General features: G+C 41.9%; 22 protein-coding genes and 1 pseudogene. 11 read left to right on the top strand and 12 right to left on the bottom strand.

The genetic code is table 11. The features are described 5' to 3' along the window. The first annotated feature begins 3 nt into the window (after positions 1–3). Both IE056_RS07400 and IE056_RS07395 read left to right on the top strand, forming a co-directional pair. On the top strand, positions 4–858 hold the full coding sequence (locus IE056_RS07400) for a DUF7281 domain-containing protein (RefSeq protein ID WP_189604055.1): 855 nt from the start codon (positions 4–6) through the stop codon (positions 856–858). A gap of 193 nt (positions 859–1051) precedes the next feature. Next, entirely contained in the window at positions 1052–1339 is a 288-nt protein-coding gene (locus tag IE056_RS07395; RefSeq protein WP_189604054.1) for a DUF6922 domain-containing protein, read from the top strand. 411 nt (positions 1340–1750) lie between these two features. Here the strand turns inward: IE056_RS07395 and IE056_RS07390 are convergent. Together IE056_RS07390 and IE056_RS07385 are read right to left on the bottom strand one after the other, a co-directional pair. Continuing rightward, positions 1751–2122, bottom strand: a pseudogene (locus IE056_RS07390) (amidohydrolase family protein); the annotation flags it as partial. A 12-nt stretch (positions 2123–2134) separates the two neighbouring features. Further along, a complete protein-coding gene (locus IE056_RS07385; protein ID WP_189604052.1) occupies positions 2135–2362 on the bottom strand; it encodes an amidohydrolase family protein in 228 nt (75 codons plus the stop codon). Between the two features lie 134 nt (positions 2363–2496). On the opposite strand from IE056_RS07385, the gene IE056_RS07380 reads away from it, so the two are divergent. Beyond that, complete coding sequence (locus IE056_RS07380; protein WP_189604051.1) at positions 2497–3957, top strand: glycoside hydrolase family 130 protein; 1461 nt, start codon at positions 2497–2499, stop codon at positions 3955–3957. On the opposite strand, the gene IE056_RS07375 is transcribed toward IE056_RS07380, so the two are convergent. The 7 genes from IE056_RS07375 to IE056_RS07345 all read right to left on the bottom strand — a co-directional run bounded on the left by IE056_RS07375 (position 3949) and on the right by IE056_RS07345 (position 11856). Beyond that, positions 3949–4971, bottom strand: a complete 1023-nt coding sequence (locus IE056_RS07375) for a glycosyltransferase family 4 protein (RefSeq protein ID WP_189604050.1) — start codon at positions 4969–4971, stop codon at positions 3949–3951. The two genes, IE056_RS07380 and IE056_RS07375, sit on opposite strands and share 9 nt — an antisense overlap. Beyond that, entirely contained in the window at positions 4968–7256 is a 2289-nt protein-coding gene (locus IE056_RS07370; RefSeq protein ID WP_189604049.1) for a glycosyltransferase family 4 protein, read from the bottom strand. The genes IE056_RS07375 and IE056_RS07370 overlap by 4 nt, the downstream gene beginning before the upstream one ends. Positions 7257–7504: 248 nt before the next feature. Beyond that, the gene (locus IE056_RS07365) at positions 7505–8689 is read right to left on the bottom strand and encodes a glycoside hydrolase 100 family protein (RefSeq protein ID WP_189604048.1); all 1185 of its coding nucleotides are present in this window, start codon (positions 8687–8689) and stop codon (positions 7505–7507) included. A gap of 6 nt (positions 8690–8695) precedes the next feature. Next, the gene (locus tag IE056_RS07360) at positions 8696–9838 is read right to left on the bottom strand and encodes a glycosyltransferase family 4 protein (protein WP_189604047.1); all 1143 of its coding nucleotides are present in this window, start codon (positions 9836–9838) and stop codon (positions 8696–8698) included. 12 nt (positions 9839–9850) lie between these two features. Beyond that, positions 9851–10504 carry a PIG-L deacetylase family protein gene (locus tag IE056_RS07355; RefSeq protein WP_229793688.1) on the bottom strand — a complete coding sequence of 218 codons (654 nt, stop codon included), beginning with the start codon at positions 10502–10504 and terminating at the stop codon, positions 9851–9853. A gap of 156 nt (positions 10505–10660) precedes the next feature. Beyond that, positions 10661–10999 carry a cupin domain-containing protein gene (locus tag IE056_RS07350; RefSeq protein WP_189604046.1) on the bottom strand — a complete coding sequence of 113 codons (339 nt, stop codon included), beginning with the start codon at positions 10997–10999 and terminating at the stop codon, positions 10661–10663. A gap of 296 nt (positions 11000–11295) precedes the next feature. Beyond that, positions 11296–11856 (bottom strand): helix-turn-helix domain-containing protein, encoded by a 561-nt coding sequence (locus IE056_RS07345; RefSeq protein WP_189604045.1) that lies wholly within the window; start codon positions 11854–11856, stop codon positions 11296–11298. A gap of 199 nt (positions 11857–12055) precedes the next feature. Here IE056_RS07345 and IE056_RS07340 point away from each other — a divergent pair, with 199 nt between their 5' ends. From IE056_RS07340 to IE056_RS18770, 6 genes are all read left to right on the top strand, one after another. Then, positions 12056–12508, top strand: coding sequence for a cupin domain-containing protein (locus IE056_RS07340; RefSeq protein WP_229793687.1), 453 nt, complete (start codon positions 12056–12058; stop codon positions 12506–12508). 166 nt (positions 12509–12674) lie between these two features. After that, entirely contained in the window at positions 12675–12965 is a 291-nt protein-coding gene (locus IE056_RS07335) for a hypothetical protein (RefSeq protein ID WP_189604044.1), read from the top strand. Between the two features lie 101 nt (positions 12966–13066). Then, positions 13067–13495 (top strand): FAD-dependent oxidoreductase, encoded by a 429-nt coding sequence (locus tag IE056_RS18675; RefSeq protein ID WP_308427608.1) that lies wholly within the window; start codon positions 13067–13069, stop codon positions 13493–13495. Next, positions 13492–13974: an FAD-dependent oxidoreductase gene (locus IE056_RS18670; protein WP_308427607.1), complete on the top strand. Its 483-nt coding sequence runs from the start codon at positions 13492–13494 to the stop codon at positions 13972–13974. The genes IE056_RS18675 and IE056_RS18670 overlap by 4 nt, the downstream gene beginning before the upstream one ends. 183 nt (positions 13975–14157) lie before the next feature. Next, positions 14158–15120 carry an NAD(P)-dependent alcohol dehydrogenase gene (locus IE056_RS07325; RefSeq protein WP_229793686.1) on the top strand — a complete coding sequence of 321 codons (963 nt, stop codon included), beginning with the start codon at positions 14158–14160 and terminating at the stop codon, positions 15118–15120. A 363-nt stretch (positions 15121–15483) separates the two neighbouring features. Then, positions 15484–15660 carry a Dabb family protein gene (locus tag IE056_RS18770; protein WP_189604078.1) on the top strand — a complete coding sequence of 59 codons (177 nt, stop codon included), beginning with the start codon at positions 15484–15486 and terminating at the stop codon, positions 15658–15660. 164 nt (positions 15661–15824) lie between these two features. Here the strand turns inward: IE056_RS18770 and IE056_RS07315 are convergent, their stop codons facing one another. Further along, a complete protein-coding gene (locus tag IE056_RS07315) occupies positions 15825–16235 on the bottom strand; it encodes a MotA/TolQ/ExbB proton channel family protein (protein WP_189604043.1) in 411 nt (136 codons plus the stop codon). A 197-nt stretch (positions 16236–16432) separates the two neighbouring features. On the opposite strand from IE056_RS07315, the gene IE056_RS07310 reads away from it, so the two are divergent. Further along, positions 16433–17527, top strand: a complete 1095-nt coding sequence (locus tag IE056_RS07310; protein ID WP_189604042.1) for a sensor histidine kinase — start codon at positions 16433–16435, stop codon at positions 17525–17527. After that, entirely contained in the window at positions 17520–18245 is a 726-nt protein-coding gene (locus IE056_RS07305) for a LytR/AlgR family response regulator transcription factor (RefSeq protein WP_189604041.1), read from the top strand. Before IE056_RS07310 ends, IE056_RS07305 begins: the two co-directional genes overlap by 8 nt. A 213-nt stretch (positions 18246–18458) precedes the next feature. On the opposite strand, the gene IE056_RS07300 is transcribed toward IE056_RS07305, so the two are convergent. After that, a complete protein-coding gene (locus IE056_RS07300) occupies positions 18459–19358 on the bottom strand; it encodes a helix-turn-helix domain-containing protein (protein ID WP_189604040.1) in 900 nt (299 codons plus the stop codon). 46 nt (positions 19359–19404) lie between these two features. Then, a complete protein-coding gene (locus IE056_RS07295) occupies positions 19405–20238 on the bottom strand; it encodes an SDR family NAD(P)-dependent oxidoreductase (RefSeq protein WP_189604039.1) in 834 nt (277 codons plus the stop codon). Between the last annotated feature and the right edge of the window lie 250 nt (positions 20239–20488).

Here is a 20488-nt window from a genome sequence, read left to right as displayed (position 1 = left end):
TATATGAAACTTCCCCTTCGCATAGCAAAAGTTCTTTTAGAATTATCTGATGGCACTATACTTCCCGGAAGTGCCGCTAAGCACGCCGTAATTGAAGATCTCATTCAGGAAAATATTTTATTTCGAACCGGGAAGATCAGGAAAACAGTGGGCTTAGCCAATCAAGAGAAGCTGGACTTGTACATCAATACTAGATTTTCCATTAAAGACCTACAAGCCTACGTGGCAGCTTTGGAGGAAAGCGATACCTCTCGTGCATCCCTTGTGAACGTCACAGGGGATTCTAAATTAAAGTCCATTCGGACCTTCAAAGGATTTTTAGTGAACTGCTTCACTTCTATTTCTGCAACATTAAATGCTGAAGAAATTCTGATCCAACCCTTGGAGGGCATTTTTCATTTCATCTATGACTTTGAAGATTTTATTCCTGCATCCGATGTCACCATTGTGGGCGTGGAAAATTCTGAGAATTTCAGAAGGTTAAAGGAACAGGCCTATCTATTTGAAGATATCCGGCCATTGTTTATAAGCCGCTATCCCCAAAATCAGAATAAAGATTTTGTAAAATGGATGAGATCCATACCCAATAACTATCTTCATTTTGGGGATTTCGATTTGGCCGGAATCGGAATTTATCTCCATGAATATAAAAAATACATCCCTGAAAAAAGCCGGTTTTTCATTCCAAAAGGATTTGAGGAACTATTGAAAATATCAGGTAGTCGTGAAAGATATAATCTACAAAAAATGAATTTTAATATCAATTCAATAGAGGAAAAGGATCTTTTAGTTCTGATCGATCTGCTACACAAATACAAAAAAGGTCTGGATCAGGAAAGTTTAATTGTGGAACGTTAGTTTTCTTCAAAAAATAAAAATGTTCATCACAAGATAAAAATAGCTTTTGACATCATTAGGAAATTTAAGGAGAGATTACCAGTGAGTTCATATTTGCCCTGTTATTAAAGATTGTGGCAAAGGTTTTGATTATTCAAGGTTAGATTTAATATAATCTCAGAAGCAATAAAAAAATATTTTATAAAATTGCATTATGAGACGTCATAGAAATATAGCTGATATCTTTCCAAAACACGTGTTTTGGGATATGGATTATAGTAGACTTGATCTTCAACAAGACAAAGATATTATTATTCCTAGAGCACTATATGCCACTACAGAACTAACGTTTCAGGAAGATATTCGACAATTAGAAGACCTATATTCTAAAAGTCAAATCCTTAAGCATCTAAAAAATACTAAAGAAAGAATTAGTAATAAGGTGTGTCTTATGGTAGCCGATCGATTTCATACGAAAGAATTTGCTAGATTTAAGCATTGATATGGGTGCAGTCGACCCCGAATTGATTTTACTATTAAAAGAATTACAAGCACTTCCTTCCCTTTCTCGGTTTATATCATTTTCTTCTCCTCCTGAAGGGGCCATAGATCAATATTAAGACTCCGACAGACAGACTTAGCAACAAGGCAGAAACGGCTTTCATGGAGGTGAAAAAAACTGAAAGTAGTGCAGGGCTATATTCTTCAATTTCAGCGGATGTTTTTTCAATATTTTGTTATATGACCGGCATCAAATTGCCGCTATCGGCCATCGTAAATATCTCACCTGCGAATAATAACATTACAGCACAAACCAGGGTAAGAATTCCTATAGATATCTTCTTTTTAATTCCCATAGATCTATTATTTCCATTTATGTTCTTACTTTCCTTTTGGCTTGTCAACCTTAAATTCAATTCCCCTTCACTTCCCTCACCATCTGATGATGCTGACCAATCACATCCTCTTCAAGGCCAAGGAATTCAGCTGCATTGTAATAGAAGATATCCGCTTTTTCTTCCGCAGTCAGAAAGTCCCGGGAATTGATACGATTCACTGCTATTCCAATTGCTTCGCGCCATATCATTTGATCTGTTCCGAAAAGTATACGGTTTACCAGTCCCATCTGTTTCGCCTGCCGCAGGAAAGATTCAAGCACCTGTTCCATCCCCGGAATCCAGTTGACTATACTAATATCTGTATAGAGCTGGGGATAAATGTTCATCAAAATCAAAGTATATTCGGAATATGATCCTGCCCCATCGGCGTGCATCATAAAGACCTTTAGCTTTGGGAATTACACCAGCATGTCCTCCAGGAGCAGCGGATCTCCATATCTGAGCCTGAATTTTGGGCAGCACCTAAAAGGAGGTCCGGGAAAACTCGCTCCGGTATGTATCCCTACAGGAATCCCCTCCTCTTCGGCTATCCTGTAAAATGGATAGTATGCGGGATCTGAAGAAGAGTAGCCCAAATATTGGGCACCTACTTCTCCCAGCATGTCTAGGCTACCATTCTGTATCATTAGTTGGAGGCTTAGATGCACTAAATCCTAACTGAAGACTTCCAGCTAAAAAACTGCATATGATCCATTAATACATAAGAAAAAGCATTTATTCTATGGTAATTAGATGTATCTTCCATCTTTCATCCCTACCTATGAGAGTCTCTATAACACGTAAGGACTTCACCTTTTTTCCCGATGCAAGCCGGGTGGTAGCTCGCTTTTTCAACAATGGAGACCATCGAACCAAAGCTTTGGTGAACAGGATCCTTCTGATGACTGAAGATCAGGTAAGCCGAACCCTTGAACAAACCCTCAGGGAATTTGCCAGTCGGCACCGGAATGTATCCCGTCTTTTCTTTAAACACTGTGACAACATTCGTGGCATCATTGAGGAAATGGAAATTGATTATAATGATCTTTCTGATGAACGTAAAATGCTTATCGGGTCCTATAATACGATGGAATATTCCCTGGAATCTGCCGCATTTTTCAATCCTTCCATCATAGAAGATCTGGACCAGTCCTATCTCGAAAAAGGAGAAAAGAGAGTCATTATTTCCTTCAGGGCAACGGGGGAAGGGCATATTTCCTCCATAGTATTCAGAAGAGGGATCCTGGGTATCAACAACGATCTGCGTCTTGCCAAAGTGGGAGATTATGTGGATATGGCTGCAATTCTGCATAAAAAACTATATGATAAAAAAAGATTTGTCAAAAAGCTGAAGGAGATGGAGGTTTCGGAAGAACATTCCGGTATTATCATGGATGATCTCCCGGACAGGTTTGATTATTATATCCTAAAAAATGCGGTAAATAACCTGCTGAAACAAGTGGAGATCGATTCCTCTATGAGGATGGCTCTGGAAGAGATCACCTGGCTGGTGGATTCTTTTTATGATATCAAATTCCACAAGGATGCCGACATTTCTGAGCGTGTCATTTTTCCCATCTCAGAATCTGAAAACCGCGGCATAGAAGACGCGAGGTTTGTTAGGTTTACGGAAGATGATAATACCGTTAAGTTCTATGCCACTTACACTGCCTATAACGGCCATACCATTCTGCCCAAGCTTTTATCAACCGAAGACTTCTACACCTTCCGGATAATGCCTTTACACGGAAACGGTGCCCAGGGCAAGAACCTTGCATTATTTCCAAAAAAGATAAAAGGCAAATATGCCATGCTTTCGAGGATCGATGGGGTGAATAATTACCTGATGTTTTCCGAAAGGACCACCCTTTGGAAAAATCCTGTCATGATACAGGAACCAAAATATCCCTGGGAATTTACCCAGATAGGCAATTGCGGCTCTCCTCTCTGGACTGAAAAGGGCTGGCTTATTATCACCCACGGGGTGGGACCCATGCGACGCTATAGTATCGGGGCAACACTCAGGGATCTGGACGATCCTTCCATAGAGATCGGAAGGCTTGAAGAACCTATTCTGATGCCCCTTGAAGAAGAGAGAAACGGGTATGTACCCAACGTGGTCTATTCCTGCGGCTCCCTTATCCACAATAACAGCCTTATTTTACCCTATGCGGTATCCGATTACTCTTCCACCTATGCGGTGGTTAACCTGGAAGAACTGTTTACTGCCTTGTTAAAATGAATTATAACCGGCAATCACCTTCTTGTAGGCTGCTATATAAGAATTGATCATTTTTTCCATACTAAAGTTTGTTTCTGCATGAGTCCTGCAATTTTCAGGATCAAGGTCGTCGAGCTTTTGAACCGCAACAACAGCTTCAGGTATATCCTTTACAAGAAATCCGGTGACCCCGTGGACGATCAGTTCTGGCATACTGCCTTTGGAATAGGCGATCACCGGGGTTCCGCACATCATGGCTTCAACTACGCTCAGGCCAAAAGGCTCCTCAAAGCTAATGGGATGCAGCAGGGCTTTTGCACCACCCAGCAGTATGTTCCGGTCCTCTTTTCCTAAGTTCCCCAGGTACTGTATGTTTTTTCCATCGATCTTTTCCTTGATCTCGTTTGTAAAATAATCCTGATCCTGTATCAGCCCTGCAATCTTTAGAGGAAATCCCGATTCTAATGCAATTCCTATAGCCCTATGCAGGCCTTTTTCAGGATGTATCCTGCCGAAGTACAGCAAGTAGTCCTCCTTATCTTTCCTGAAGCTGAAAAGGGAAGCATCTAACCCATGATAAATGGTATCCAGATAAGTCAGTTCCTGGTGCCTGTCAGAATTTGAAATGGAAATGTAAGCGACTTCAGTATCGTATTTCTTGTATACCGGAACGATCCTGGGAGATGAAAAGCCATGGATGGTGGTGATCATTGGGGTGTTGATCAGCCGGGAATACGTAAGGGGAAGGAAATCAAAATGGTTGTGGATGATATCAAAATCTGCAGCATGTTCCATGAGGTTGCTGATGTGCAGACATTCAAGGACTTTGGGATCGGCCGAAGGGTCAGATTCGTATGGTAGCTCACATACGGATTTCAGTGTTGCGGAGGAAACCGAATTACCGCTCGCAAAAAGAGTTACATCATGGCCTTTTTTAACCAGGCCTTCGGTAATGGTTGAGGCAACCTGTTCCCAGGGTCCGTATTTCTCGGGAGGTGTCCTCCAGGCAACGGGCGACAACACAGCAACTTTCACAAGTGCATAGATTGGTTAGGCTGGTAACTTTCCTTTTCAGAAAATTTGGAATCATTGGTTTTGTAGAATTCCTCATGAGCCTGCAATACCGTCAAATAAGATATAAGATACGCCAAAGAACTTTCTGCCCCCTGGTTCCGATTGATCCCATAATGCTCAAATCCGTCACAGCAGCCTTTTGTCTCAAAATCGTAAAGGCTCATCCTAAGATCGTTCTCGCCCAGGAACCACATGAAGGAAGCGAATAATTTGTTCAGGTACTCTTTCCGGCCTGTCAGAAGGAAAGCCTGGTGAAACATCAATACCATGGCCATGGCATCTATAGGCTGCTGGGCAAAAAACGAACGTTCCCCCTCTTTTACATACCATTTACTATTACCAATCACAGAAAGAGCCCCGTCCTTCAGGGTGTGCTCTGTAAGAAAATCCATGGTTATCATGGCTACTTCAGCAATCCGCTCGTCCGGAATTATTTGTGCTGAATGCAGGAGTGCCAGGGGCAGGATTCCGTTATCGTAAGCAAGTAACGACTCGAACCACTTCCAGTTTTCAGAATGATTTGCATCATAATGTCCAATAAGTTTGTCTGTAAGGTTTTTTAAAATCTCCACCATGCCCTCATCCCCCGGATTGGTCTTCAAATAATAACATACCCCGATAATGGTATTGGCTATACTGCGGATGGATCTTAATCTTTTAAAATTGGGGAGAGCATCAAAAAACACCAGTTTCCCGGTTTGATAATAGGCGTCATTAGGCGCGTTCCCAATTAAATAACCCAGTGCCCATATTGTTCTTCCAAAGGAATCTTCTGAACCTACCTCATCAAGAAAATTCCTGTTAAAGCTCAGGAAATTCCTGAAGGTCCCGTCCTTATTCTGCATATAATGAATATAGCTCAGGTAAATGGGCATAAACTTTAACGCAGCGGCACCTTTTTTCTGTTTATAGGTCATCAGGACCATCAGCAGAGCCCTGGCATTATCATCCAGGCAATATCCCTCCTTAAGATTCGGAATCCCGAATTTGGCATGTTGAATGATCCCGGTGTCATCTGTCAATCTTTTGATATGCGTAAGGGAAAACGGAGGTAATAATAGAAGGTCTATAGCATTTTCTTTTTTCTCTGTTTTCACTTTTGGAATGTCTTTCAGAGCCTTAGAAAGCTGAAGATATTTTTTCCCGATCTTGGGCCAGGTGGTTTCTCTTCCATATTTGTAGGCATTGTCCTGGATCTGTTTCAGGCTTTCGGGATGATCTAGCAGGTCATCCAGGATTTCCGCCAGTTGTTCAGAATTATTGAAGCCAAAAAGCCTTCCTTTTTCTTCCGTAAGCAATTCTGCAGCATGCCAGTAAGGGGTGGAAACCACGGCGCAACCGGCACCCATGGCATACGAAAGCGTTCCACTAGTAATCTGTGCTTCATTAAGGTAGGGCGTAAGATAGATGTCACAGGCACTTAAATACTTAAAAAGTTCTTTCTCTGCAATGAATTCGTTTAAGAGCAAGACTTGCGACTGAAGATCCAGGTTCTTTATTAAAAGCTGAAGATAAGTCCTGTATTCTTCCCCGGAATGCCGTAATACGTTTGGATGGGTTTTACCCAGGATAATATAGAGTACCTGCGGATGTTTTTTAATGACTTCAGGTAAGGCTTTAATGACTGTTTCAATTCCTTTATTGCGACTTATAAAACCAAAGGTCAGGAGAACCTTCTTATTGGTTAATTTGAATTCTCTTCTGGATTCTTGTTTATCGAAGTGTATATCAGGCACACCGTGCTCTATTAAAACAATGCTTGCAGAAGGTATGTCGTAAATGCTGGTTAGGAAAAAAACAGCTTTTTCATTCATAACCACTATCTTATTGGCCATTTTGCAGATCTCTTTCAAAATAGCTTTTTCACTGTAAGAAGGAGAATCCAGCACGGTGTGAAGTGTAACAATAAACGGAATATCCAGCCGATGTAAAAGTGGTAAGATATAAACCCCGCACTGTCCACCATAAATGCCAAATTCATGTTGGAGAATGCATACGTCTGCCCCGCTAAGGTTAATAAAGTCAGCTGCCTGGAGATAATCCGTTTGTTGCTCCTGTTGTATGCTGAGCTTAACTTCAGCAGGATATTTGTATTTTTGGTCGTGATCGTCCATTGCGATCACCAGCACCTCGTTTTGTGGTCCGCCCTTCTTATCGGATCCTGACAAGGATTTTGTCAGGTTCCGGGTAAAAGTTCCTATTCCACATTCCCGGGGAGGATAAGTACCTATAAATACTAATTTCATTTCTTCTGCTTTTTAGTCTGTATTATTTCAGGCGTGTGTGGTTATGACTTTTTTCTGCTCGTTTGGCTTCTTTTGCCTTACGTTTTTCCTTTAAGTTTACTGTCGGCTTTGTCTTATCAGACTTAGACCCTGATTTTCCTTTTACCATAGTTTTATTTAAAATAATTTACTATAATCCAACAAGTTACTCGCAATTAGAAGAAGAAAACTATATCACTCCCAATTAAATTTACAAAAATCACAGGTCTTCAATTACTTCCTTTTTGTACTCTGAGTTTATCAAAAAATAGGGTGTTCTTATCCTCTACACATTTTGCGGCGTATAAAAAACTTGAAGCACTCCAGGTTTGCCAATCCTGACCCATAGGATTGCCGTCCTGAGCCTTATACCATTCATTAAACCCAAATTCCAGCTTCCGGGTTCTCGACCTCTTTATGGTATGCACCAAATCCATTAACTTTCGTTCAGCAAGAGAATGTCTTTCTGCAGCAGTCAGGGCAGCAATATAAAATCCGGTAATAAATGGCCATACTCCGCCGTTGTGGTAGTCTCCTGGCTGATTAAAATGTTCATATCTGGGATGCCAGTCTATTTCTCCCGGATTGATGAACGGAAAGAAATTAGGGATAAGGCCCGGTGCAAGCTTGTCGCTGACCCTCATGGCTTCACATTCTTTCTCTATCCAGGAGATCATGGCCTTTGATCGCGAAAGTGGGGCAATGCCTGATAATATGGCTAGGCTGTTTCCCAGGAGATCAAAACGCTCGCTACTATATATTTTGTAGGACCATAAGGCGTAATAGGGCTTATGCTTTACTACCAGGCCTTCATGGACGTGCCGATGGGCTTTTTTTGCGGTTATAGTAAAGCGACTCATTTCATTCCGCAGCTTTTCGGCTTTATCATGCACATTGAACAATTTCAGGTAGGTGTAGGAAAGGCTGTTCACAAAAAGGCCGTATCCGCTAACCCATTGTTCATCACGCCAGTCACTGGTAGGTTGTTGCGCCACAAGATATCGGTCAGAAGGGTTCTGGTAATCCATCCATACCATTGCTTTATCAGCAGCGGCCTGCAGGAACCCGGGTTCATGAACGACCTGTCTGAAAACTGCCACAGCTATCAGGAACAAGGGAGTGGTATCACTGGCGCCGCGATCTTCCTTGTCGTGGACCAGGGAAGGGATGTGTCCTTTTGGAGATTGGTTGGAAGCAAGCGTTTCCAGAACCTTTCTCATACTGGCCAGGAGAACATCATTTCCGGAAACCGCTATTCCGAAGATGGAGATCAGCAAGTCCCGGGTATAAGGTTCAGGGTAGCCCCAGCCGGCCGTCCTGGGCAGATCATGGAACGGACCTTTCACGTTGTGAAGCAGAATTTCCAGGGCTGCTGCCTTAGCGGCTTCCAACAGATCTTTGTCTTGCGAATTCATCTTTTTCTATTTTATTCCCAGCCTGTCTTGAATAATCTTTACGAATTTTTGTGCCACCACCCGGTAATCAAAATTGGCTACTACACGTTCCCTTCCTGATAACCCCATGGTTTCCCTTAGCTTTGCATCTTTCATAAGTAGTAAGAGGTATTTGGCAATATCCTGGATGTCTGCCCGGTAATCTACTGTTCTCGGAGTGTCAAATTCAATGGTCCTGTTCTCTTCAAAACCAGATTCTTCCCCCAGGATCACATTTTTCACCACTATTCTTTTGGCTACCCCTGCAAGAAGCGCTGTTTCCTTATGAACAAGGGTATCCAGCATGCCCATTGCCCGAATTCCAATAACAGGTTTCCCACAGGCTCCTGCTTCTACCTGCGGCATTCCGAAACCCTCCAGCCTTGAAGGTGCCGCATAGATATCACAGGCACCAAGGAGGTATGGCATAAAGGTTCTGGAAATGGTATTTGTGGCGTAGGTAATGTTTTTCTCCAGACCCAGCTTATTTGCCATTTCCAGGTCAATTAAGTTCTGCGCCTTGGTTCTTGGTTGTGGCCATACCTTACATACATACTTCCAGTCCGGCGCTTTTGTATCTATAATAGACAACGCCTGCATTACTTCCTGGGCCCCTTTGGAAGCTGCATCGCCACCAACGGTTAGGATCATTAATTGTCCCGGGGAAATTCCCAGTGATTCTCTCACGGCAAGGATCTTGGGATCATCTTTTTTAAAGATTGTAAATGAATCAGTATCACAGCCTACCGGGAGTACCTCGATAGTATCCGCTTTTATGCCGTCCCTCACGTACATCTCTTTGACCCAGTTGGAGGTAACCAGAATGAGAGGCAATCCATTAAGTATTTCCTGGTAATTTGCAATGTAGCCATCTGCTACCAGCCAGGGTACCGGTAGTGCGCCATAGCGTTTGGGATGGAGAATGAGTTGTGGGGTATGCCCCCAGTATCCGATCCCTACCACGACATCGGGTTCGAACCAGCGATAATACCATTCTTTTTCCTGGGCAGATTCAAAATGAACCGCATGAGCATCTACACCAATTTCCAGGAGCCCCCGGTAAAGCAGGTCCCCCTGGGTTGCCAGTCCGCCCGGAGAGGGCGGATAATCATACAATACTAAAGCTTTCATGTCGGAGTGGTGTTACTGATTCCTTGTTTTTTCCAACCAGTTGAGAGCAGCTAGAGATGTGTCGAATTTCCAGAATGCTTCTTCTTTCGGGGTTGTTAATGCTTCAAACCCATCAGGGGGAAATCCGTAGACTTCAGTTATTATTCTATACTTCAGGTCATACGTTTCTTCTTTCAGCTTTATTTGTATACCGGCAGAAGCTTGCTTTCTCGGGAGGTACTGTTTATTTCCGTCTTCGTAAGCAAAAGTGAATAATGCCGCGGTCCGGATCTTATCTTCCTGCCATAACTCTATAACCGCCCCGCTTACTTCTTCATGTCTTTTGTGTCTGGTATATTCCCCGGAAGGATAGTGAGTAATGATAAGATCAAACTTTTCTTGGGGCAGGAGTTCTAAAACTGCTTTTTTCACCTCCTGCATGGCCAGGGGCAACTGGTCTGGACCGTCATCAAGATCGCCCATTTCCCCCCTGGCTCGGAGAATACTTAGTACCTTCTGGAATTTTGGTGCCCTGTCTGAATCATTTTTCCTGCAAAGACAAGCAACGAACCAGTCACTGAAAGGATTTTCCAGGATCGTACCACCACACCACAAGGTTTCATCATCCGGATGGGCTACGATCACAGCTATGTTACTCCCGCTCTTTATTATTTCCTTTTCTTTCACTTTAGAACAAAAACATTAGATTAAATACCGGATCAATAGATGGGGAACAGATCATTTAATATCCACTACTGAAAGAATATCGATCTCTTATACGTTACACGAGATGTTCTTCCCGGAAGCTTTATTTCATTTCTCAGCTATAGCAAAAACAACCACTTACTCATAACCACTTTTAATAATGGTGACGATCATTTTAAAGCGAACATTTGCTTTGATCGTATTCCTGGAATGTGCAGGGATTATGATGGAATATCCGGTCTCTAGGATGCTGGATAGATCTTCGATCACAATTTCCGCTTTTCCTTCAATGATCTGAATAAAGCAATCGAAAGGAGAAATTTTTTCGGTCAGGAATTCACCCGAATCAAAGGAGGCCACGCTGACATTTCCTGTGGTCTTTTTTAAAACAGTTTTTATGACCACTGCATTGGATACATATTCAATCATCTCAATAATAGCAAAAGCCTTGGATTTTTCTACTTCGACATTCTCCATAATTCAAATATTTAGGTTAGATGGGAATTCCCTCTTTCGCCTGTTTTCCCGGCCATCACGGAAGCCTTACAAAAGAAAGGATGGCCTCAGGATTCATTTAACCGGGTAAGTCTTACTCTGAAAAAATAGAAAAAAACCTTATGCTGATCATAAGGTTTTTAATTGCTTCTGTTGGAATCCCCCAATCCCTTCATCGGCGCATTATGATTATAAAAGGTTCAGGTCCGGAATATTAAACAATTTTCGAAAATTTCAACAACAAAAAATTACAGCCTCCATATTATATGTTACAGGATTCACAGGTCTTCAAGATTTCTCTTGCGATTTTCCTTTATCTTCTTGTAGTACGAAGGGGTCAATCCGGTTATCTTCTTGAACTGATTCGATAAATGGGCGACACTGCTATAATGAAGTTTATAGGAAATTTCCGTAAGGTTTAGTTCCTCATAAAGCAACAGCTCCTTTACACGTTCAATCTTGTGAATAATGATATACTGCTGAATAGTGGTGCCTTTGACCTCAGAGAAAATGTTCGAAAGGTAAGTATAGTCATATCCCAGTTTTTCGCTGATGTAATCGGAATAATTACCTTCGGGTGGCTCTTCGGAATAATGGATCATTTCGATAATAAGTGACTTGATCTTCTCTATTAGAATGTTTTTTTTGTCATCAAGAAGCTCAAGACCGTACTTCTGCAGATTATTTTTTAGCTGGCTTTTCTGTGCAGGATCCAGTTCCTCTATAATTTCAACTGTTCCCAGATCCACATTTGAATAATGTAGTCCGAGTTTTTTCAATTCTTCCTTCACTACCATTTTACACCTCAGGCTCACCATAAATTTTATGTGTAGGATCATAGGAAGATGTTTTAAGGTTTACCCTTTATAAAAGGTTAAGGCTACGTGCTGTAATTTATATAATTTATTTCAGTAAATATGTAATATAATAGTTTCTGACCCGCAATACCTTCACTTTCATAATGCTTTTTTCCACTGGACAGGTAAGTACAGAATGTAGGGCTTTAAGGCATTTAAACAGCTTATTACAGGAACTATAATGAAAAGAATCAGTTTTATTACCGCGCTTTTCAGCTTTTCTACCCTACCGCTTTGGTGGTCCCGATTAAGGGAAGAGGTTAAAAGTAGAACAACAACAGGTTTTAAGGTTAACAAAGGGGAAGGAAGATACCATGGGTCTTTAACATTACGAGGGGTAAATTCCAATATTCTGAAGGTGAAGATTTCGGGGAAGGACACCGATGGAGATCTGGCGATCTTTGAGCAAACTTCCCTTTCCCAGGGAAGAGGCACTCCACTTCATGTGCATTACCTCCAGGATGAGATCTTTTCAATTATCGAGGGAGATTATCTATTCCGCGTAGGAGAGGTAAACTATGAAATGAGCGCAGGAGACCTTATATTTCTACCCCGCAATGTGCCCCATGCCTGGACTCAAAGATCCCTGACGGGGAAAATGAGCGGTTACAGTGCAACCCGCAGGAAAACTTGAGGATTTTTTCGTGTTCCTGGCCTCCCTTGATCATGATCCTTCTCCTGAAGAACTGAACCAAGTTTTTGAACAGAATGAGATGAAGGTAGTTGGTGCTCCCTTATCGCTGGATTAACTGCTATAGGGAAATAAAGGAATGGGAATTGAATAAACACATGTACTGGATATGCTGGAATCTGCATCAGCTATTATATTTACCGCCCTAACCGGCATAGTAATCTTCTTTCAGGCCTCCTTAGCTGCCGGAGTGCCATGGGGAGCAGCGTCTATGGGAGGAAAATATCCGGGAAAATATCCTTCCCACATGAGGATCGTTGCAGCTATCAGTATCCTGATCCTAGCTCTGATCGCAGCACTAGTATTATCAGAAGCCAACTTATTATTTCCCCAATTAAGATCCATCTCCCGCATCGGGATCTGGGTTATTTTGTACTTTTCATTGCCGGGACAATTATGAATACCATTACCCCCAGCAGGATAGAACGTATCTGGGCACCTGTGGCTTTCCTCCAGCTCCTCACAAGCCTGATCGTTGCGATCAGCTAAAAGAACATTCCTATGAAAACAACAGAACATTATGACGTGATCATCGTAGGCGGAAGTTATTCAGGGCTTGCCGCCGCAATGGCACTGGTCAGGGCATTGAGAAACGCACTGGTTATCGACAGCGGGAAACCCTGCAACCGGGAAACCCCGCAGTCGCATAATTTCCTGACCCAGGACGGAAAAACCCCTGAAGAAATAGCAGATCTTGCCAGACAACAGTTGGTAAAGTATTCCGGCGTTAAGTTTTTTAAAGGATCAGCAGACACTGCAACAAGAACAGAAAAAGGCTTTGAGATCCGGACCTCTTCAGGCGAACTGTTTTCGGCTGCCAAACTGATCCTTGAAGCGGGCATTAAAGACATGTTACCCAACATCAGGGACTCCTGGAATGCTAGGGCATTTCGTTGCTTCATTGTCCCTACTGCCACGGATATGAGGTGAAAAACGAACCTACAGGCATCCTGGGAAATGGCGAATACGGCTTCGAATTCTCGAAGTTCATTTTGAACTGGACCCCAAACCTGAGCCTTTATACCAGCGGAAGATCTGCATTGACCAGAGAGCAAAGCCGGCTGGTTGAAAAACACCAGGTCAGGATCATCGAAAAGGAAATAAGGGAGCTGGAGCATACCAACGGCTATCTCCGAAACCTTGTGTTTACTGATGGCTCCAGATCGGCCATTAAAGCTGTCTACACCAAACCTGGGTTTGAACAAAATAGCCGGATCGCCGAAGAACTGGGTTGCAAATTAACCGATGAAGGTTATATAGAAACGGATCAGTCCCAGAAAACAAGTGTACCCGGCATTTATGCCTTTGGAGATAGCACAACGCCACTACGAACCCTTTCAGTTACTGTTTCGACGGGAGCCACCGCAGGGATGATGCTGAACAAGGAATTTGTACTGGAAAGGTTTTGAGGTAAAAAATGTTTATCTTCAATACCGGTAAAACGAACGATTCATACCTATCGGAAATTTTAGCAGAACAGGAAAAAACCTCACCTCTTCTGTCCCATATACAATATTTCAACTCCCCTTAAATTACTGTTGCTAATACCTGTTGCCAACCTGAACCCATGGTTCTCCAGTTAAAAGAAAACAATGACCAAAATGAAAGCTGCCATCCGCAGGAATTACGGCTCCCCGGATCAGATAAGGATAGAAAGTTTAGAGAGACCTGTTCCAGAGGATAATGAGGTATTGATCAAGGTCCATGCTACCACTGTCAGCAGGACCGATTGTGCCAACCTGACTGCCAAACCATTTATTATGCGATTCTTCCTGGGCCTGCGTAAACCCCGAAAAATAATATTAGGGAACGATTTTGCAGGAGAAGTAGCAGCCACAGGAAAAAACGTCGACTCCTTCAGTATAGGCGATAAAGTATTTGGCTTTAATGACATGGGTTCAGAATCACAAGCTGAATATCTCACAACCTCCATTGAAAACGTATTCCGGGTTCCGGACCAGACAGATCTCAAACAGGCAGCTGCAAGCCTGGAAGGAGCTCATTATGCGTACTCCTTCATTCAAAGGACCGAACTCCGGGCAGGGCAAAATATTCTTATCAATGGGGCCACCGGAGGCATCGGTTCTGCGCTGCTGCAGTTTGTGAGGCCGTATGATGTCAGGATCACGGCCACCTGTAATACCAGGAACATTGAGCTGATAAGATCTTTAGGCGCCGGCAGGATCTATGATTACACCAAAGAAGATTTTAATAAGGACCCTGACCACTACGACTATATATTTGACACGGTAGGCAAGAGCACATTCGGCAAGTGCCGACCACTGCTTAAGGAAAAAGGAGTCTACATGTCTTCAGAGCTGGGACCTTATTTCCAGAATGTCTATTATCCCCTGCTGAAATCAATGTCGGACAAAAAAGTGATCTTTCCCATCCCCTATCACAAGAACAGATCGGCCCCCTATATTACTGATCATTTGCAGAAAGGCACGTTCAGGCCTGTAATAGACCGGGAATTCCCGCTGGAAGAACTCTCCAGAGCTTACGAATATGTACTGACGGGACAGAAGACGGGAAACGTTGTTATTAAGATATAGCCCATATTTTCTATTCTCAACATCTTCAACTTCCCCACTTCCGCCCCAAACATCTTTTTCAGGAAGCTGAGCATTATGTGGTATTTAGTTTCTGTGTTTCAGAACGCATATAATAACGGCAAGAACCTGGGATCCAATGCTCCAGGTAATCACCAACCACTATTATTTCAAAATCTTATCAACTACTGATCTAAACAAACTTTTCTTTTAATGCCGGGAGCCAATATATTGTTGAAGAGGTTTTGCATCTGTAACTTTTGAAAAATCCAAAGACAGTGCACTGAGACAGAGATCAGGCAGATCGTAGAGGCTTTTAGAGAACTTCCTCAAAAGATTGACGGAATAGTGGATTTTTAATAGGGCATAGATATTAGCCCGGAGGGACTATCTGATGGATTCACGCATTGCTTATTTAAGACCTTTAAAGATGAAAAATTCAGGGATGAATATTTGCCACATCCTGCTCACAAGGCCTTTGGTGGTATCGTAGGTCCTCACCTGGACAAAGTGCTGGTGATAGATTATTGGCCGAACCAATAGATAAATTTGCCTTTACAAAATACCTGTGAGCTTTCCATGTTCCTGTGATTGCGCTTGAAGAAGCGTTCCTAAACCCACGAGCAGTAGAGAATTAAAATTTTTCATGATCGTTTTCGGTTTGAATAAATTGAGTTAGATTTTAAGTCCTGAAAATCCTCCCTCCATTACTTTATCGGCTTCACCCAATTAAGTACGATGGTTGAAAAGCGGGTAAACAAGAATACCAAAGAGCCAAAAAGCGTAGGCAGCATGGTAAATTTAAGGCCTTGAGCAAAATCCCGCGGAGTGGTATCGTCAAAGGAGCTCAGGTAATCCAGGGTCTCGATGAGGCTTATCAATTGCCCGAACACTCCCAGCACCAGGGCAAAAAGTCCGATGGAATTGAGCAGGGTAATTGTCCTGGCAATTTTAGGATCTCTTTTCTTCGTGAAATACATTCCCCTTACCAGGAGAAAGATTCCGATGATCAAGACAATAAAGATAAACATCATTATAAAAAATCCGCCTTCCTCAAACCTGTCTCCTACCACTTCGAAAAATCCTTTTTGCGTCTGCTGTTGTAGTGCTAATATCATGATTTTGGTATTTTTAATTGTCTATAGCCAAATCTACTGCTTATTACCGGCGAAAATCTTTTAAAGATACCAACTACCAGTTTCGGTCGTATTTCAGCAGATTCTGCGCTTGTTTTGGTTGTGCCTTTAATCCGTTGGGTTGAATCGGGCAAAAAACCTGTTATTCATCGCAAGGGACTCAACCATTGTGAAATTAATTGGATATTGTAGGTTCTATGATCACCGGGACACTTGTATATTTTTTATGGAGAAAAATTGCGCTGCACAGCCTTTTCTGGTTTCTCGTGCTTAGCTTTTTCTCCTATTTCCTAGGCGCACCAAATGAGAACCTTTTCTATTCGGGCTCCTTTGCGGCATTTCTCCTGCCGGTAACGATGGCCACCACTTACACCACCATCTATTACCTCCTCCCGGGATTTTTGCTGAAAAAAAAATATCTGTTGTTTAGCCTTTATAGTTTTTATACCCTGGTACTCTCTGCTTTTGCCATTGTAATCTCCATTTTCTATGGACTCATTTTTATCCTGAATATGGATTACCGCGGAATGCCTGGCCCTGGTCGAAGCCTCCTGTCAATGATGGTGCTCGTATATCTCGTGGTGGTACTGGTGAGCGCTTTCACTTTGCTGAAGCAGAATTATTCTTCTATTGCTGAAAACCGGGCTCTGGAAAACAAGTTTCTGGAGGCACAGTTAAAGCTGAAGGAACAGGAGCTGCATTACCTGAAATTGCAGGTGCACCCCCACTTCCTGTTTAATACCCTCAACACCCTGTACGGTCACGCCCTAAAAAAAAGCGAAGAAACGCCCAATATGATCCTGAAGCTCTCCAATTTGCTGGATTACCTGTTGTACCAGGCAGATAAGCCCCTGGTAAGCCTTGGCAGCGAAATTGAGCATATAAAAGATTATATTGCCCTGGAGCAAATGAGGTTTAGAGATAACCTGCTTGTGGATCTTGACCTCCCTCCTACTACTGAAAATATTGAAATCCCGCCTATGTTGCTGCTTCCTTTTGTGGAGAACAGCTTTAAGCACGGGCAGTTGGTAAATGGTAAACTGAAGATCTCCATTAGCCTTCAGATAGATGAGGAACAACTTCGGTTTATTATAAGGAATTCTGTGAAAGATGATCAGGAACGGGAAACCCACAACGGACTCGGCTTGAAAAATCTGAAAAAACGACTGCAGTTATTGTATACGGACCAACATAGCTTTTCCGCAGAGAAAACCGGAAGTAGCTTTGAGGCTCATCTGTCATTAACCCATTCTAAAGTGTATAGACATGGATAATAAAATTTCCTGTATCATAGTAGATGACGAACCAACTGCAAGGGAGGTCATTGCCACGCATTTGGCGAGGATCAGCCACGTAGAAGTTCTTGGTTCCTGTGAAAGTGCCGCGCAAGCTTTCGGGTTAATTAATGCAAATAAGGTAGACCTCATTTTCCTGGACATCAACATGCCGGAGATTTCAGGATTATCCTTCGCGCGTTCCATTAATCCGGAGTTAAAGATCATTTTCACCACTGCCTACCGGGAATATGCCGTAGATGGTTTTGATCTACAGGCCGTAGACTACCTGCTGAAACCTATCTCTTTTGAACGATTGTTAAGAGCTGTAAATACTTTTTCCAGTATTCATTTCAAGTCAGGAGCCAACCAATTTTCTTCGGAAAAAGAATTCCGGCAGGATTTTATATTTTTCCGTGCAGACCGTAAAATGATCAGGATCAATTTTCAGGACATTTTTTATATAGAAAGTTTAAGCGATTACCTGAAGATTCACACCCGCAACGGCTCCCTTGTGATTCGGGAAACCATCAGCAACATAGAAAAGGAACTTCCGGAACCAGATTTTATAAGGATCCACCGCTCCTTTATCGTCTCCCTTGCCGCCCTGGATTCCTATACCAATGAACACCTGGAAGTAGCAGGCAAGGCTTTACCGATAAGTAGAAGCTATAAAGCTGCTGTACTGGAGAAACTGGAAAAATGGGCGATGGAGTAATGTACTAGTAAGGTGGCTTACATAATGTTTACGAATTGAGAAGAAAATTCCCCCCTCACTGAATGAAACCTCCACTTTCGTACCTCTCTATAAAATTAAGTAAATATCGGTTTCACATTCAAATATAATTCCTTTGGGATATATCTGCAACGTATGATTCTCCAAAAGATAGTATATGAAAAAGTGTTTAAATGTAACTATTTTGAGGTAGATTCAATTTTCGCCAATACTGGCTCTGTACTCTAAGGGTGATAAATCCGTCTTACTTTTAAAAAGTTTATGAAAGGATTGTGGGTGTTCAAAACCTAACTTAAAGGCTATTTCAGAAACATTCAGTTCTGAAGTGCTAAGTAAGATTTTGGCCTTTTCTATTAATTTTTGTTGGATGTGTTGTTGAGCACTTTGACCTGTGGTACTGCGAAGCATATCGCTTAGATAATTCCTGGATATATTCATTCTTTCGGCAAAATACCCCACACTGGGAATTTCTTCTGATTCTACAAAATAGGAATTTAAAAGTGTTTCGAAATTTGAAAGTAAGGAGCTATTTGCCTGCTTGCGGGTCAGGAATTGGCGGTTATAAAATCTATTGGAATAAGTAAGCAACAATTCTATTTGTCTGATGATGATGGAATGCGAAAATGTGTCGATGGAAAATTGACTTTCTTTAGAAATATCCAATAACAATTGGTTGATGGTGTTTTCCTCTTCCATAGATAAATGTAAAGCTTCATTAAGATTGTAGGAGAAAAAACCATATTCGTGAATTTCCCTACTCAACGAAGACCCTTGTAAAAAATCTGGATGTATTGTTAACCAATAGCCTTCTAGTTCCCAGTCATCCCTTATTTCGGTAATGATTACCTGATTGGGGGCGTAAAAGGTCATAATGCCTTCATCAAAATCAAAATGCTGTTGCCCATACCGCATTTTACCTTTAAAATTCTTTTTGATGGCAATGCAATAAAAGCCGTATGTAACGGTTTCTAGTTTTTCATCATCATAACATTTAATCACCGAAAAATCGATTAAGCTAATCAACGGATGCTTTGGCTTTGGCAATTCCAAAAGTTGGTGAAGCTCACGAATAGAGCGAATGGTATAGGGTTTCATCACTTAAACAGTTTATTAAACAGGAACCTGGATTTTGAATAACAATTTAATCAAAATCGGTCGATAAGGTGAGTGATTTCCAGCTTTCAAATTCGGCATCTTCTTCTTTTCTCTTTTGAGTCACCAGTTTGTAAGTATCCGGTCCTAACAGTAAATGAAGCGGTGGTTTTGTCATCTCTGTAATTTTCACCAAAATCTTCACCAGTTTTTCCGGATCCCCCGGTTGTTGACCGCTATGCTTGCTCCACATTTTTTCTGCTTCATCCACACCATATACGACTATTCTGTTTTTAACATAATTGATGGAATCCATAAATTGCGTTCTAAACTGTCCCGGAGCCACTACTGTTACTTTGATCCCAAAACCATTCACTTCCTGCGCCAAAGCTTCCGATAAGCCGATCATTCCAAATTTGGCTGCATTATAACTGGCAGCCTTTTCAAAACCTATATAACCGGCATTAGATGAAATGTTAATAATATGGCCGCTATGTTGTTTGCGGAGATAAGGCATCACATTCCGAATGATATTTACCGATCCAAAGAGATTGACATCCATTGTAGCCCTAAATTCTTCATCGGTCATTTCTTCCATACTTCCCACAAGGCTGTAACCGGCATTGTTCACTACTACATCAATCTTACCCAGCTCTTTAACAAGTCTGTCAATTGTTAGTTTCACCTCTTTATCGGAAGTGATATCTAATTGTACCGGATATAGGTGTTCCTTATTTAGGTCAATTTCCTTTTCAAGAGCATCGGTGTTTCTACTGGTTGCTATTACTTTATGTCCTATTGAAAGTACTAGTTTTGTTAGATCAAGACCTATTCCCTTCGACGTTCCGGTAATGAGCCATACTTTTTGATTTTCTGTATTCATAATTTCATATTTTATTTCTGAATACAAAGTTGGGAATGATTTACTACTGAATAGTATCCGAATTACTGAGGTTTGTAGTGCGATTACTGATTATTCAATTTCCGCCAAAAACTTCAGTGGAGTTTTATAATACTTTATTATCAGGGAATTTCACCTGTTTCAGGATTGGTTTCTTCACTAACCTTTTTTTGCATTAAATGCCCCACCACATACATTGATGAAAATATATCTATCAGATTGTATCTCATCT

This window comes from Salinimicrobium marinum, assembly GCF_014651535.1.
Lineage (GTDB): Bacteria > Bacteroidota > Bacteroidia > Flavobacteriales > Flavobacteriaceae > Salinimicrobium > Salinimicrobium marinum.
This window is presented reverse-complemented; position numbering and strand designations above follow the sequence as displayed.